Annotated in this window: 12 protein-coding genes; 6 read left to right on the plus strand and 6 right to left on the minus strand. The window is 67.0% G+C overall.

All coding sequences use genetic code 11. The annotated features are described in order from the left end of the window. Positions 1-5: 5 nt before the first annotated feature. From NX782_RS10370 to NX782_RS10390, 4 genes are all read right to left on the minus strand, one after another. On the minus strand, positions 6-2,195 hold the full coding sequence (locus tag NX782_RS10370) for a prolyl oligopeptidase family serine peptidase (protein WP_258845372.1): 2,190 nt from the start codon (positions 2,193-2,195) through the stop codon (positions 6-8). Positions 2,196-2,280: 85 nt separating this feature from the next. Further along, a complete protein-coding gene (locus NX782_RS26390; protein ID WP_308632909.1) occupies positions 2,281-3,654 on the minus strand; it encodes a tetratricopeptide repeat protein in 1,374 nt (457 codons plus the stop codon). A gap of 280 nt (positions 3,655-3,934) precedes the next feature. Then, positions 3,935-4,567 carry a 3'-5' exonuclease gene (locus NX782_RS10385; protein WP_258845373.1) on the minus strand — a complete coding sequence of 211 codons (633 nt, stop codon included), beginning with the start codon at positions 4,565-4,567 and terminating at the stop codon, positions 3,935-3,937. 25 nt (positions 4,568-4,592) lie between these two features. Then, on the minus strand, positions 4,593-5,843 hold the full coding sequence (locus tag NX782_RS10390; protein ID WP_258845374.1) for an Hsp70 family protein: 1,251 nt from the start codon (positions 5,841-5,843) through the stop codon (positions 4,593-4,595). Between the two features lie 176 nt (positions 5,844-6,019). Between NX782_RS10390 and NX782_RS10395 the strand changes: the two genes are divergently transcribed. The 4 genes from NX782_RS10395 to cphA (NX782_RS10410) all read left to right on the plus strand — a co-directional run bounded on the left by NX782_RS10395 (position 6,020) and on the right by cphA (NX782_RS10410) (position 11,072). Next, positions 6,020-6,472: a DUF2244 domain-containing protein gene (locus NX782_RS10395; RefSeq protein WP_258845375.1), complete on the plus strand. Its 453-nt coding sequence runs from the start codon at positions 6,020-6,022 to the stop codon at positions 6,470-6,472. Between the two features lie 159 nt (positions 6,473-6,631). Next, on the plus strand, positions 6,632-7,543 hold the full coding sequence (locus NX782_RS10400; RefSeq protein WP_258845376.1) for an isoaspartyl peptidase/L-asparaginase: 912 nt from the start codon (positions 6,632-6,634) through the stop codon (positions 7,541-7,543). 11 nt (positions 7,544-7,554) lie between these two features. Then, entirely contained in the window at positions 7,555-8,472 is a 918-nt protein-coding gene (locus tag NX782_RS10405; protein WP_258845377.1) for a cyanophycinase, read from the plus strand. Then, positions 8,469-11,072 (plus strand): cyanophycin synthetase, encoded by a 2,604-nt coding sequence (cphA, locus tag NX782_RS10410; RefSeq protein ID WP_258845378.1) that lies wholly within the window; start codon positions 8,469-8,471, stop codon positions 11,070-11,072. Before NX782_RS10405 ends, cphA (NX782_RS10410) begins: the two co-directional genes overlap by 4 nt. Before the next feature lie 55 nt (positions 11,073-11,127). On the opposite strand, the gene NX782_RS10415 is transcribed toward cphA (NX782_RS10410), so the two are convergent. Beyond that, a complete protein-coding gene (locus NX782_RS10415; RefSeq protein ID WP_258845379.1) occupies positions 11,128-11,571 on the minus strand; it encodes a hypothetical protein in 444 nt (147 codons plus the stop codon). A 123-nt stretch (positions 11,572-11,694) separates the two neighbouring features. Here NX782_RS10415 and NX782_RS10420 point away from each other — a divergent pair, with 123 nt between their 5' ends. Together NX782_RS10420 and NX782_RS10425 are read left to right on the plus strand one after the other, a co-directional pair. Beyond that, positions 11,695-12,324, plus strand: a complete 630-nt coding sequence (locus NX782_RS10420; protein WP_258845380.1) for a TetR/AcrR family transcriptional regulator — start codon at positions 11,695-11,697, stop codon at positions 12,322-12,324. 1 nt (position 12,325) lies between these two features. Beyond that, complete coding sequence (locus NX782_RS10425; protein ID WP_258845381.1) at positions 12,326-12,949, plus strand: HD domain-containing protein; 624 nt, start codon at positions 12,326-12,328, stop codon at positions 12,947-12,949. A 4-nt stretch (positions 12,950-12,953) separates the two neighbouring features. Here NX782_RS10425 and cphA (NX782_RS10430) read toward each other — a convergent pair whose 3' ends face one another. Continuing rightward, positions 12,954-15,590, minus strand: coding sequence for a cyanophycin synthetase (gene cphA, locus NX782_RS10430; protein WP_258845382.1), 2,637 nt, complete (start codon positions 15,588-15,590; stop codon positions 12,954-12,956). Positions 15,591-15,625: the final 35 nt, after the last annotated feature.

Consider the following 15,625-nt stretch of genomic DNA (forward strand, 5'->3'; position numbering starts at 1 on the left):
AGGCTTTACTCGGCGCCACCCATCGCTGCCGGCGCCTGCTCCATCTTCAGCGCCTTCGTCAGGAAGCCCCAACGGTCCGCCACTTCCTCGATCTGCTTGGAAGTCGGCTTGCCCGCGCCGTGGCCGGCCTTGGTGTCGATGCGGATGATTACCGGGTTGCCGCCCGCCTGCGCGGCCTGGGCGGTGGCGGCGAACTTGAAGCTGTGCGCCGGCACCACGCGGTCGTCATGGTCGGCGGTGGTAATCATGGTCGCCGGATAGCAGGTTCCGGGTTTCAGGTTGTGCAGCGGCGAGTACTTGACCAGGGCCTTGAACTCGTCCGGATTCTCCGACGAGCCGTAGTCCGAGGTCCAGGCCCAGCCGATCGTGAACTTGTGGAAGCGCAGCATGTCCATCACGCCCACCTGCGGGATCGCCGCGCCGAACAGGTCCGGACGCTGGGTCATGGCCGCGCCGACCAGCAGGCCGCCGTTGCTGCCGCCGCCGATCGCCAGCTTGCCCGGCGAGGTCACCTTGTTATTCACCAGCCATTCGGCGGCGCCGATGAAGTCGTCGAACACGTTTTGCTTCTTCAGCTTGGTGCCGGCCTCGTGCCAGGCTTCGCCGTATTCGCCGCCGCCGCGCAGGTTGGCGACCACGTAGACGCCACCCATCTCCATCCAGGCCAGGTTGGCCGGCGAGAAGCCCGGGGTCATCGAAATATTGAAGCCGCCGTAGCCGTACAGGTAGGTCGGGTTGCTGCCGTCCAGCTTCAGGCCCTTCTTCGAGACGATGAACATCGGCACCTTGGTACCGTCGCGGCTGGTGAAGAACTGCTGGCGGGTCTCGTACTCGGCCGGGTTGAAGGCCACCTTCGGCTGGCGGAACACGGTCGATGCGCCGCTCTTCATGTCGAGGCGGTAGATCGTGGTCGGGGTGGTGAAGCCGGTGAAGGAGAAGAAGGTTTCGGTCTCGCCGCGCTTGCCGCCGAAACCCGACACCGAGCCGATGCCCGGCAGCTGGATTTCGCGCACCGGCTTGCCCTTCAGGTCGACGACCTTGACCACGCTGCGCGCATCGGCCAGATACTCGGCGACGATCTGGTTGTTGATCATGTGGGCCGACTGCAGCGTCTGCTGGCTTTCCGGCACGATGGTCTTCCAGTGAGCTTCCTGCGGCTTGGCCAGGTCGATCGCGACGATGCGCTGGCGCGGCGCATTGCGGTCGGTGCTGAAGTAGAACACGCTGCCGACATTGTCGATGAAATCGTAGCCGGCCTCGAAATTGTCGATCAGCGGCACGACCTTGCTGTCGGGCTTGGAGAGGTCCTTGTAAAACACGCGGTACTTGCGCGCCGTGCCCTTGGTCGCCTGGATCAGCAGGTAGCGGCCGTCGTCGGTGGTCTGGGCGTGGAAGCCCCATTCCTTCTCGTCCGGGCGGTCGTAGACCAGCACGTCCGCATCCTGCGTGATGCCGAGCTTGTGGTAGTACAGCTTCTGGAAGTAGTTGACGTCGGCCAGCTTGGTCGCTTCCTTCGGTGCGTCGTAGCGGCTGTAGAAGAAGCCCTTGCCATCCTTGGTCCAGGCGGTGCTCGAGAATTTGACCCACTGGATATGGTCTGGCAGATCCTTGCCGCTGTCGACGTCGCGCACGCGGATTTCGTTCCAGTCCGAGCCCGAGGCCGCGGTCGAATAGGCCAGCAGCTTGCCGTCCGGGCTGACCGCCATGCCGGCCAGGGCGACGGTACCGTCGGCGGCCAGGGTGTTCGGGTCGAGCAGCATGCGCGGCGTGTCGGACAGCGACTTCATCGTGTACAGCACGGCCTGGTTCTGCAGGCCGTCGTTGCGGCTGAAGAAGTAGCGGCCGCCTTCCTTGTAGGGCACGCTGTAGCGCTCGTAATTCCAGAGCTGGGTCAGGCGCTGGCGGATCGCTTCGCGCTGCGGGATCTGCGCCAGCCAGTCCTGGGTCACCTTGTTCTCGGCGTCGACCCAGGCCTTGGTTTCGGCACTGTTCGCGTCCTCCAGCCAGCGGTAGGGATCGGCCACTTTGGTGCCGTGATAATCGTCGATCTGGTCGACCTTTTTCGCGACCGGGTAGCTCAGCGGGGTGCCGCTGCAAGCCTGTGCTGCCGGCGTTCCGGTTGCGGCGTAGGCGCTGCCGAAGCCGAGGAAAGCGGCCGCGACGGCGGCGGCCAGGGTGGCGTGTCTCATGTGCATGCTTGTTATCTTTGACGGTGAAGGAAGTGGCTCATGCCGTTGGGCATGATAGCGCGAATTGCTGCACCGACAAATATCCTTACAGCTACACGTCAATACGCCCTTTCGCGCGCCACTGCCGGCTGAGATCCTGCGCATCCTCGATCTCGCGGGCCGACAGGCGGCGCGCGACGATGGCCTTGTTGGCGCTGGCCGCGGCATCGCCGGCATCGGCCGCCAGCAGCATCCACATGTAGGAGCGCACGCTGTCGCGCGGCACGCCGCGCCCGCTGTTGTACATGCCGCCCAGGTTGTACTGGGCCAGCGCATGGCCCTGCTCGGCCGCCAGTCCGTACCAGCGCACGGCCTCGGCGTCGTCCTGGGCCACGCCCTGGCCGGTGGCGTACATCACGCCCAGGTTGTTCTGGGCGCTGGCGTCGCCCTGCGCGGCCGCGCGGCGGTACCACTCGACGGCCTGGACTTCGTCGCGGCGCACGCCCTGGCCGTTGGCGTACATGACGCCCAGCGTGAACTGGGCATTCGCCGCGCCCTGGCTGGCGGCCTGGCGATACCAGTAGAAGGCCTGGCGCGCGTCGGCCGCCACGCCGCGTCCGTGCGCGTACATATTGCCGAGATTGTATTGGGCCAGCACATGCCCCTGCTTGGCGGCGCGGGTGGTCAGGGTCAGCGCCTCGGCCTCGTCGCGCAGGCCGCCGCGTCCGCTGGTCAGCAGCAGCGCCAGGCTGAACTGGGCTTCCGCATCGCCCTGCCCTGCCGCGCGGTGCAGCCAGGGCAGCGCCGCCTTGGCGTCGCGCGGCACACCCACGCCTTCGAGATAGCACAGTCCGAGCAGGCGCTGGGCGGAAGGATCGCCGCGCCCTGCCGCACGGCGGAACCAGTAGGCGGCTTCGAAATCGTTCGCGGCCATGCCCTGGCCGCGGCGCAGCATCAGGCCCAGCGCGACTTCGGCCGGCGCGTACTTGCCCAGCGCCGCCTTGCGCAGCCAGGCCGCCGCCAGCGGGTAGTTGACCGGCGCGCCCTCGCCGCGCAGATAGCATTCGCCGAGCATGTGCTGGGCGCTGGGCAGGTTCTGGCTGGCCGCGCGCTGGTACCAGTCCAACGCCTGTTCCGGGCTGCGCGCCACACCGCGTCCGGCGCGCAGCATGTCGCCCAGATTCTGCTGGGCCGAAGGATCGCCCTGCTCCGCCGCCAGCGCGAACCAGCCCACCGCCTGCGCATCGGCGTGCGCCACGCCCCGCCCCTGGGCGTACATCGTGCCGAGGTGGTTCTGGGCGAAAGCGAGCCCGCGCTCGGCGGCCCGGCGCAGCCATTCGAAGGCCCGCGCATCGTCGCGCGCGACGCCGTCGCCATTCTTGTAGATCAGGCCCAGGTTGAACTGGGCATAGGGGTCGCCACGTTCGGCCGCGCGGGCAAACCAGGCCAGCACGGAATTCTCCGGGGACACGTCAGACTGCTGCATGCTCGCTCCAGGAAAAATCGGACAAAAAATCGGCGGAACCGCTGAATCGCGGCACCTCGAGAATTGCCAAAAGTTTAACTAGGAGGAATCCGACGGGTTTGATCTGAAGCAGACGGGCAACCCTTCAACGCGGAAAAAAAGTCCGGGAAAAGTCGCCGCCAGCCAGATTTAGCGCAAATGTCGCGGAAATGCAGCGTAGCAGCCGCAACAATCGTTGAGATCCAACAAACTGTGGGGTCAGTGCAAACGCTACGAGCGCAACGCAGCAATGAGTGCCTTATCAGACGCTCGAGAGTGTCTTGGCGTAGTCGCCGATGTAGCCGTGGACCTTTGCCGCCGCCAGCCGGTTGATCTCGACCAGCAGCTCCGGCGCCACCGCGCCGATGCCGTAGGAGCTCCCAAGATGGCGTCCGATATGCAGCAGCAGATTGGCCGCGACCTCGGCGTCGGCCTCGGCCCGGTGGGCGGTGCCGCGGAAGGCGATGCCCAGCGAACGCGCCAGCTCGCCGAGCTTGTAGCTGGGCAAACCGGGCAACACGCGGCGCGACAGCTTGACCGAGCACACCAGGCCCGCGTGGCGGCAGTCGTGGCCCAGGCGCGCGCCCTCGGCTTTCAGGAACTTCTCGTCGAAGCTGGCATTGTGGGCAGCCAGGACATCGCCGCCGATGAATTCGATCAGCTCGGGCACCACGTCTTCGGCCAGCGGCGCGGTGTCGACCATCTTCTGGGTAATGCCGGTCAGCGAGGTGATGAAAGGGGGAATCCGCACGCCGCAATTGACCAGCGACACATAGCGCTCGACGATTTCGCCGCCGGCGATGCGCAGCGCGGCCACTTCGGTGATGCGGTCGCCGGACTCCGGCGACAGGCCGGTGGTCTCGAAGTCGAGCATCACGATCGGGCGTTCAAACATGGTCTGCCTTTCCAAAAAAGGGCGCTTAGCCGAATTTGCGGGCGGCGTCGATCGCCAGGCCCGCGCCAATGCTGCCGAACAAATCGCCCTCGACGCGGCGCGCCTGCGGGACGATGGCGGCGATACGCTCGCGCAGCGCCGCGACGCCGCTCGAGCCGCCGGTGAAGAACACGGTATCGACCTTCTCGGCCGCCACCCCGGCTTCGCCCAGCAGGCGCTGCACGGTGGCGCCGACCTCGTCGACCAGGCCCGCGATCGCCGTCTCGAACACGGCGCGTTCGACCTGCAGGCGCTCGGGCGGCGACAGGCGGTCCAGATCCAGCTCGACCAGCGGCGTGCCGGACAGGCCGATCTTCGCTTCCTCGACACGCATCGCCAGCCAGTGGCCGGCGCGCTCGTCGATCAGATTGCGCAGGCGCGACAGCTTGGCCGGCTCCGCGGCGTCGCGCGCCAGGTCTTCCAGCTGCGCCACGTTCTTGCGGGTGTACGCCTGGTTGATCGTATGCCAGGTCGCCAGGTTGAAATAATAGCTGGACGGCACCGGCGCGCCCGATACCAGGGTGCTGCCATAGCCCAGCAGCGGCATCACCGAGGCCAGGCTCAGGTACTTGTCGAAGTCGGTACCGCCGATGTGCACGCCGCCGGTGGCCAGGATGTCCTCGCGGCGCTCGATGCGCTGGCTACGGTCGGGACCGAGCCGCACCAGCGAAAAGTCCGAAGTACCGCCGCCGATGTCGGCGATCAGCACCAGTTCCTCTTTCTCGATCCGCGATTCGTAGTCGAAGGCGGCGGCGATCGGCTCGTACTGGAAGCCGATCTCCTTGAAGCCCGCCGCGCGCGCGATCTCGGCCAGGGTGTCTTCGGCGAGGCGGTCGGCGGCCGGGTCGTCGTCGATGAAGTATACCGGGCGGCCGAACACGGCGCTGGTGAATTCGCGGCCCGCCTGCTGCTGGGCGCGGCGGCGCAGTTCGCCGATGAAGTGGGACAGCAGCTGGCGGAACGGCAGCGCGCGGCCGCCGACCTCGGTCTGGCCGTCCATCAGGCTGGTGCCGAGCAGGCTTTTCAGCGAGCGCATCAGGCGCCCCTCGTAGCCCTCCAGATAGTCCGCCAGCGCGGCGCGGCCATAGCGGACCTGCTCGTCGTCGGCGTTGAAGAACACCACCGACGGCAGGGTCGCCTTGCCGTCCTCGAGGGCCAGCAGGCTGGTGTGGCCGGGACGCACCCAGCCGACAGTAGAATTGGAGGTGCCGAAATCGACGCCGCAAGCGTTCGCCATGGATGCTGACCAGTGAAGAGGAAAAGGGAAAGGGGCGAGATGTTACCAGAGTCGAGCCTGCCCGGCCAGCCCGGCCCCTGTCGCCAGGCCGTCACAAGCGCCAATCGTGCGCCCCCGGCGACAGGCTTATAGTGTAAGGACTAGCCAGAAAGGCAAGCATGCTCTACGAGTGCACATTGCAACGCAACTGCTCGATGACGCCGCGCCAGGTCGCGCGCGCCTATGCCTTGCTGTGCGCGATGTCGCTGACGATCGCCCTCGCCTTCTTCCTGCAGGGCGTGTGGATCGTGCTGGCCTTCTCGCTGCTGGAGCTGAGCTGCGTCGGCCTGGCGCTGCTGCTGTACGCGCGCCACGCGCTGGACCGCGAACGCATCGTGCTCTCCAACGATTGCCTGCTGGTCGAGTGCGTGCAGGCGGACCGGCGCAGCCAGTCGCGCCTCGATCCGCTGGGCCTGCGCGTGCTGTCCGGCCCCGAAGCCGCGGCCGGCCGGCGGGATGCGCGGCGCGCCCTGGTCACGCTGGAATCGCGCGGCGTGCGGGTCGAGATCGGCCGCTTCGTTAACGAGGCCCAGCGCCGCCAGGTGGCGCGCGAACTGCGCCATGCCCTGCGCCAGATTTCTCTTCATTAATTCTCCGCGACTTTCTCCTCGACTGAACCGTGTAAGCGCCGTCCGACACTCACACGGCTAGGCTACCGATGTTTCAATTTCTACATGTTTTGCATAATGTGGAAATACAAATGCCGCGCCAGAAGATCTGCGCGGCATGCATCATTTTGGAGAAGAAGAATGAACAAGGAACAAGGCGGCCTGGCCGTCGTCGTCCACGGCGGCGCCGGCAGCTCCCCGGATTACAAGGACGGCTGCGAGCTGGCCGCGCGTCGCGCCGTCGAGGAAATCGGCATCAGCGGCGATGCGCTGGAAGCCGCCATCGCCGCCGTCAACGTGCTCGAAGACGACGGCCGCTTCAACGCCGGCCGCGGTTCGGTCCTGTGCCTGGACGGCGCGACCGTCGAAATGGACGCGTCGGTGATGGATACGCGCGGCCGCCTCGGCGCGGTCGCCTGCGTGCAGGGCATCGAGAACCCGGTGCTGCTGGCACGCGCGGTGGCCGACACCCCGCACTGGTTCCTGGCCGGCGAAGGCGCGAACCGCTTCGCCGCCGCGATCCGCCATCCGAAATGGGACAAGATCTCCGAACACCAGCGCGAGCAGCATCGCCAGATCCGTGAAGCGCTGGCCAGTTCGAAACAGGCGATGCCGGGCGTCGACAACCAGACCTTCCTGCGCTTCTGGAACTACGGCAGCACCCCCGACATGCCGGCCGGCGCCGCCTGCGACACGGTTGGCGCGGTGGTCCGCGCGCCGGACGGCCACTTCGGCGTGGCCGCGTCCACCGGCGGCTCGGCGCCTTCGCTGCTGGGCCGCGTCGGCGATACCCCGATCATCGGCGCCGGCTTCTATGCCGGCCCGCACGGCGCCGTGGCCGCCACCGGCATCGGCGAATACATCGTGCGCCACCTGCTGGCGCACCGCGTCTATTCCTGGATCGAGGACGGCATGCCGCTCGAGCAGGCCCTCAAGCGCGGCATCGACCTGTTCGACAAGGACGTGCCGGTCGGCCTGATCGCGGTCAGCCGCACCGAGGCCGGGGCCTGGAGCAACCAGGACATGCCGCAAGCGAAAATCGTTCAACCATAAAGCAGAGACACATGACACCACGAGAACAGACGCAAGACCAGCAGGCGCAAGAACGCCAGCTGCGCGAGAGCCATGGCCACCTCGTGATCATCGGCGGCCACGAAGACCGCAAGCGCGACAAGGAAATCCTGACCCGCTTCGTCGAACTCTCCGGCGGCGCGGACGCGAAGATCGTCGTGATCTCGGCCGCCAGCACGGTGGCCGACGAGATGTGGCAGATCTACGACAAGGCCTTCGGCGAACTGGGCGTCGCCACGCGCGTGCACCTGCACCTGCAGAGCCGCCAGGACGCCAACGACGAAGCGCACATCAAGGACATCCTGGACGCCACCGGCATCTTCATGACCGGCGGCGACCAGAAGCGCCTGCTGGCCATCATCGGCGGCACCGCCCTCGACCACCGCATGCACGAAGCGCTCAAGCTGCGCGGCGCCTGCATCGGCGGCACCAGCGCCGGCGCCTCGGCGATGTCCGGCCACATGCTGGCCCAGGGCCGCGCCGAGCTGCATCCCGAAAAAGGTTCGGTCAGCCTCGGCGCCGGCCTGGGCTTCCTGCACAAGATGGTGGTCGACCAGCACTTCTCGGAACGCCAGCGCCTGTCTCGCCTGCTGTCGGTGGTGGCGCAGAACCCGTATTTGCAGGGCATCGGCATCGACGAGGACACCGCGCTGGTGATCGAACGCGGGGTCGGCATCGAGGTGCTGGGCGAAGGCGCGGTCACCATCGTCGACGGCCGCAACATGAGCACCAACATCGCCGAGATCAAGGACAACGAAACCCCGGAACTGATCGACGTGCGCCTGCACCTGCTCCCCAGCGGCAGCAAGTACCGGTTGCCCTCCGCGGACGGCGCGCCTGAAGACCGCCGCATCCCGCAACCGCTGCTCGAGTTTTTGGAAAATGTAACGAAACGGAATCCGCTCTCATGAGAATCATCGAACAACGCTTCCTGCGCGGCCCCAATTTTTACGCCGCCACCCCTTGCCTGATGGCCGTGCTTGAGGGCGAACACACCAGCATTCCCGGCCTCGGCGCACGCCTGCTGGAACAGCTGCCGGAGATGGCGCCGGAATCCGCGGCGCGCCTGTCCGACTGCAGCTCGCCGATCGAGGCGCTGGAGCCGGTCACGATGGAACTGCAGCGCCTGGCCGGCGCCGCCGGCAGCTTCAGCCTGAGCGCGGCCGTGGCCGGCAAACCGGAACAGCTGCGCGTGGTCTGCGGCTACACCACCGAACAGGTGGCCGGCGCCGCCCTGCGCACGGCGCGCGACATGATCGCCGCCCTCGCCGCCCACGAAGCCTTCGACCACGCTGCAGCACTCGAAGAACTGAAGGAAACCGCCCAGGATTACGCGATCGGCACCAGTACCGGCGCCGTCGTCAACGCCGCCCACAAGCGTGGTATTCCGAGCCTGCGCCTGACCGACCAGGCCAACCTGTTCCAGCTGGGCTGGGGCAGCAAGCAGAAGCGCCTGCAGGCGACCATCACCGGCGCCACCAACAACATCGCGGTCGGCATCGCCAGCGACAAGCAGCTGACCAAGACCTTGCTCGACCAGGCCGGCTGCCCGGTCCCGGCCGGCGAAACCGTCACCAGCCTGGCCGCGGCCCAGCGCGTTGCGCGCAGGTTAAGCGCAAGCGGCGGCACGGTGACGATCAAGCCGCTGGACGCCAACCAGGGCAAGGGCGTGACCACCACCTGCACCACGCCGGAAGAAGTCGAGCGCGCCTTCGAGTTCGCGCGCAAGTACGGCCGCCACGTCATCGTCGAGGAATACCTGCGCGGACGCGACTACCGCGTGCTGGTCACCGGGAAGAAGATCGCCGCCGCGTCCTGGCGCCGTCCGCCGCACGTGACCGGCGACGGCGTGCACACGATCCGCGAACTGGTCGAGATCGAGAACCGCAACCCGGCGCGCGGCGACGGTCACACCAACATCCTGACCAGGATCCCGCTCGACGCCATCGCCGAACAGGTGCTGGCGAAAGCCGGCTACACGTTTGACGCCGTGCCGCCGGAAGGCGAATCGGTCGACCTGCGCGGCAATGCCAACCTGTCCACCGGCGGCACCGCCGAGGACGTGACCGACCTGCTGCCGGAAGAAACCCGCGAGATCTGCATCCGCGCCGCCCGCACCATCGGCCTGGACGTGGCCGGCATCGACATCGTCTGCCAGGACATCGCGCAACCGCTGCGCGAGCAGCGCGGCGGCATCATCGAAGTCAACGCGGCGCCGGGCATCCGCATGCACCAGTACCCGAGCCGCGGTACCCCGCGCGACGCCGGCGGCGCCATCGTCGATGCCCTGTTCGGCGAGGACGACGGCCGCATTCCGGTGATCGGCGTGACCGGCACCAACGGCAAGACCACCACCACCCTCCTGATCGCGCACGCGGCCCGCATGGCCGGCCTGCGCACCGGCGTCACCACGACCGAGGGCGTGTTCGTCGACGGCCAGCAGATCGCCAAGGGCGACTGCACCGGCTATCGCTCGGCGCGCAGCGTGCTGACCTCGCCGGACGTCGACTTCGCGGTGCTGGAGACGGCGCGCGGCGGTATCCTCAAGCGCGGCCTGGCCTACGACCGCTGCGACGTGGCGGTGGTGCTGAATGTATCGGCCGACCACCTGGGCCTGGACGGCGTCGACACGGTCGAAGAGCTGGCCAAAGTGAAGGCAGTCGTGGCCCAGCGTGCCTCGCGCGCCGTGGTGCTGAATGCCGAGGACGACCATTGCGTGGCGATGGCGGCCAGCCTGGCCGACGGCGTCGAGGTGCTGTACTTCTCGCTGGACGCCGACAATCCGGTCCTGCTGCGCCACCTGGACAACGGCGGCCGCGCGGTCTACCTCGAAGACAACGCCATCGTGCTGGCCGACGGCACCCGTCACCAAGCCATCGCCGACGTGCGCCAGCTGCCGGTGACGCTCAAGGGCGCGGCCCGCTACAACATCGCCAACAGCCTGGCCGCCGCCGCCGCGCTGGTCGCCAGCGGCTTCGGCAACGCCGAGATCGAAGATGGCCTGCGCAGCTTCGTCTCCGACTGGAAGAACAATCCGCTGCGCTCGAACCTGTTCGACGTCGACGGCGTGACCGTGATCGTCGATTACGCCCACAACAGCGCCGCCTACGCCGCGCTGGCCGAGACCGCGCGCGCGATGACGCCTGGCCGCCTGGTCGGCGTGGTAGCGGCGCCGGGCGACCGCCGCGATGCCGACCTGGTCGACATCGGCGCGACCTGCGCGGCCGGCTTCGACGAGCTGGTGGTCTATGAGACCGAGAACCGCGGGCGTGAATCGGGTTCGGTGGCGGCCAAGCTGGTCGAAGGGATCAGGCTGGCCAAGTTCGAGGAAGACCACCTGCGCGTGGAACTGGACGTGCACGAGGCGATCCGCGCCGGCCTGGCACGCTGCGAGAAGGGTGATGTACTGCTGTTCGGCTGCGGCTCGGATATCAGCGAGCTGCTGGAGGCGATCCGGCCGACGTCGCCGGAGGTGGCGAAGCGGATCGAGACCGAGGCGGCTTCCGTGTGAGGACATAATCTTTCATCAGGCGGCGCTTGATGAAAGATTATTGCAAGCCCAGCATTTACTTCATCACTTTTTCTTGCGGCTTCTCCCACAGGAGGAAATGAGCATTCGACGTTGAACCCATCGCCTTGACGAAAAGGCGATTGTCGAAGCCAGGCAGGCGGCGCTGCATCTCGACCAGTATGGCCTGATCCCCGGCCGCACCCTGCGGGTACACCAGCACAAGCTCACCGGCACGGCCATGGAGGCCGATAAACACATCGTCGACGAACGGTCCCTCATCAGTCGTGGTCACCCCGACCCTGCTCAGATCCTCCCAGGAGATCGCGCGGCGCTGCCCATCCGGGTAGTCTGCCGAGATTCCCCCATCATCGAAACTTACGACCACTTGCGCTCCGCGCCCCGAGGCGCGACCGGCGCCCTGCCGTACACGATGGCGCGATGCAATCGCCAGGGCCACGAACGCCAGGATGCCCACTAGTACGAGTACATGTTGTGCCATGTTGTTCTCCCCCTGAGAGGATGAATTGATCATGTTGGTCACGCAACCAATATTGATCACGATAGCTTGGCAACCGGAGTAAAGCAAGCTATATTTGGATGATCAACCAAATTTCTCACTAACATGCCCCGCACGCCGAATACCGCTGAACGACGCCGCCAGATCGTGATTGCGCTGCACGCTGTCATGGCTGAACACGGCTATGAGAGGGCCAGTATCCAGGCCATCGCAAGACAGGCCGGCTTGGCGCCGGGACTGATTCATTATCATTTCAAGAATAAGGAAGAAATCCTGCTGGAGCTGGTCAAGACGCTTGCCGATGTTGCCCAGGCGCGCTACAGCGAGCTGACTGCGCAGGCAAGGTCTCCGGACGAAAGGCTGAAGGCCTTCCTCGACGCGCGGCTCGGCACAGGAGCAGGCGCCGATCCGCAGGCGGTGGCTGCCTGGGTCATGGTCGGGGCGGAGGCCGTGCGCCAGCCACAGGTGCGGCAGGCCTACCAACAGGTGCTGGCCGCCGAGCTGGCGCAGCTACAAGGGCTGCTCACAGCCTGCCTCGCAGATCGGGGCAAGACTACGGCTCGCGTCTCGCTCCTCGCCGCATCCTTGCTCGCTTTCATGGAGGGCGCCTTCCAGCTCGCCAGCGCCGCGCGTGAATTGATGCCAAGGGAATACGCGGCGGGTATGGCACTCCGAATTGTCGACCGCTTCATCGATGCCGAACCAACAAGCGACGATTCACCCGGAAAGGTTTGAGATGGAACATTGGGACGCGCGCTGGCGCCGCACCTGGCAGGACCTTGCCCTGCCCTTACCTGAGTCGAAGCATGCGTCGGGCCTCGCCGACCTTCTGGCCCGCTACCGCGAACCGCAACGCCACTATCACACACTGCAGCACCTTGGCGAATCCTTTGCTGTCCTCGATAGCCTGCTGCATACGGCGGCCCAGCCGGGCGAGCTCGCCCTGGCTCTATGGTTCCACGATGCGATCCACGACGTCCGACGTCACGACAACGAGCAGCGCAGCGCAGAACTAGCGCTGGCATGCCTGGCAGCTGTGGGCGCTACGCCGCCACTGATGCGCCGGGTCTGGGAGCTCATCTTGGCGACCCGTCACCACGAGGCAGCCAGCGACCCCGACCTGGCGATCCTGCTGGACGCCGACCTCGCCATCCTGGGCGCACCGCGGGTACGCTTTGCCGAGTACGAGGACCAGGTCCGTACCGAATACGCGCATGTACCGCAGGATGCCTGGGCAGAGGGGCGCGCGAAAGTATTGCACCGGTTCCTCGCGCGCCCGCGCATCTACACGACGCCGGCGATCTTCACGCGGCTCGAAGACCAGGCAAGGACCAACCTCCGGTGTAGCCTGGCGATCTAGAGCCTCACCCCGCCTGCGCCGCAATCCGCTCCGCACTCTCCGGATCCATCTCCCGGATCGCATCGACAAACACCTGCAGCGAAGACCCGCAGGCAAACACCAGCACATCCCCACGCTCGCACAAGGACAGGCCCAGGCGGATCGCCTCCCCCACCTCCAGTTCGCGGTGCAGGGTATCGGTCTTGCCGACCACCTCTTCCGCGCCCTGCACGATCAGGTCGACCGCGCCGCCATAGGCGCGCCCACGGCTCGACGATTCGTAGATCACCAGCTCGTCGAAGCGCGACGCGCACACACGGCCGACCTCGACCAGGTCTTCGTCGCGGCGGTCGCCGGGCGCGGTGACGATGCCGACCAGGTTCCCCGGCAGCAGCGAGCGCGCCATCTCGGCCAGGGCCTTGTAGGCGGCCGGGTTGTGAGCGTAGTCGACGATCACCGTCACGCCGCGCACCTCGAACACATTGGTGCGCAGCGGGTTGGTCTTGCCATCGCTCACAAAAGTAGACAGGCCGGTGGCGATCTGCAGGTTCGAGAAGCCGGCCGCCATCAACGCGGCCGCCGCTGCCAGGCCGTTGGCGATGTTGTAGCGCGCGCGGCCACCCATCGAAATCGGCATGCTTTCCACGCGCAGCAGTTCCTGGTGCACGTTGCCGTCGGCCAGCACCAGCGCATTGTCCTGCAGGTAGGCGGCGCGCCCACCCTCTTCCAGGTGGCGCAGCAGCACCGGCTCGTCCGGGTTCATCGAGAAGTAGACCAGCTCGACGTCCGGGCGCACGCGGCGCGCCATCGCCACGCACAGCGGGTCTTCCGCGTTCAGCACCGCGGCGCGGCTGGCCGAGAGCGGCACCACGGCTTTCACCTGGGCCAGGTCTTCGATGGTCTCGATGCCGTCCAGGCCCAGGTGGTCGGGCGAGACGTTCAGGCAGATGCCGACGTCGCAGCGGTCGAAGGCCAGGCCGCGCTTGAGGATGCCGCCGCGCGCCGTCTCCAGCACCGCCACTTCCACGTCGGGCGAAGCCAGCACGGTGCGCGCCGACCAGTAGCCGGTGCAGTCGCCCTTGGTGATCTGCTTGCCGTCGACGTAGACGCCGTGGGTGGTGGTGGCGCCGGTCACGCGGCCCGCCAGGCGCACCGTGTGGGCCATCAGCAGCGTGGTCGTGGTCTTGCCGTTGGTGCCGGTGCAGGCGATGATCGGGATGCGGCCGTCCGAGTTGCCCAGCAGGCCCTCGACGATGGCGTCGCCGGCGTCGCGCGGCTCGCCGCTGCTGGGATATTGGTGCATGCGGATGCCGGGCGCCGCGTTCACTTCGATCACGGCGCCGCCCTGGGCCGCCAGCGGCAGGCTGATGTCGCGGCAGACGATGTCGATGCCGGCCACGTCGAGGCCGATCTTGCTGGCTGCGCGCACGCAGATCTGGCGCGTGGTTTCCGGCAGCAGGTCGGTCACGTCTTCGGCGGTGCCGCCGGTCGACAGGTTGGCGTTGCCGCGCAACTCGACGGTGATGCCCTCGGCCGGTACCGCATCCGGCGCGTAGCCCTGCTTGCGCAGGATGTCTTCGGCATGGGCGTCGAGCGCGATCTGGGTCAGGATGTTGGTGTGGCCTTCGCCGCGCGCCGGGTTGCGGTTCTCGATCGCAACCAGTTCGCGGATGCTGTGGCGGCCGTCGCCGACCACGTGCGCCGGACGGCGGCAGGATGCCGCGGCGACCCGGCCGGCGGCCACGAACACGCGGTAATCGCGTCCCTGGACATGGCGTTCGACGATGATCTTGCGCCCATGCTTGCGGGCGAAGGCATAGGCCTGCTCGACTTCTTCCGGCGTGCGGCAATCGACCGTCACGCCCTTGCCCTGGTTGGCGTCGAGCGGCTTGACGGTGACCGGCACCTTCAGCTTGCGCGCCACGCGCAGCGCATCGTCGATGTTCGTCACCGTTTCGCCTTCCGGCACCGGCACGCCGGCTTCCTGCAGCAGGGTCTTGGTCAGCTGCTTGTCGCTGGCGATGCGCACCGCGATGTTGCTGGTCTCGCCGGTGATCGTGGCCTGGATGCGCTTCTGCTTCACGCCCCAGCCGAGCTGGAACAGGTTGGCATCCTCGGTGATGCGCTGCACCGGGATGCCGCGCTCCTGGGCCGCCGCCAGCACTGCGGCGGTAGAGGTACCGATCGCGTAATGTTCGGCCAGCTCGCGCAGTTCTTCCAGGCGCGGCGCCAGGTCGAAAGAGGCGGCGCCATGCGCCAGCGCATCGACGATCTCCACCGCCAGCTGGAAGGCCGGCTGCGCCACCTTCTCGATCTGGTAGGCGCAGACGATGCGGTACTGGCCCGGGGTACCGGCCACCGGGCGGGTGCGGCCGAAACTGGCCGGGGCGCCGGCCAGGCATTGCAGGCCCAGGGTCACGTGTTCGATCACGCGCGCGAGAAAGGTCCCTTCGCGCAGGCGCTGGGCGAAGCCGCCGGGCTGGCCGGTCGGCACCAGGTAATCGGCCAATGACGGCAGCAGGTTCAGCAAGGCTTCGTTGAACTGCGGCAGTTCGCGCGTCGACACGCCGTACAGATCGCCGAGGTCGAGGACGGAAAGCAGGCAGGGGGTATCCGCATGGATGTTCGGGCCACGCAGGAATCGTTGTTCGAGAATTTGCACGTGTTAGTCCTTGATCGTGAGGCTATGCGCACAGC

Source organism: Massilia norwichensis, from assembly GCF_024753245.1.
GTDB classification, from domain to species: domain Bacteria; phylum Pseudomonadota; class Gammaproteobacteria; order Burkholderiales; family Burkholderiaceae_D; genus Telluria; species Telluria norwichensis.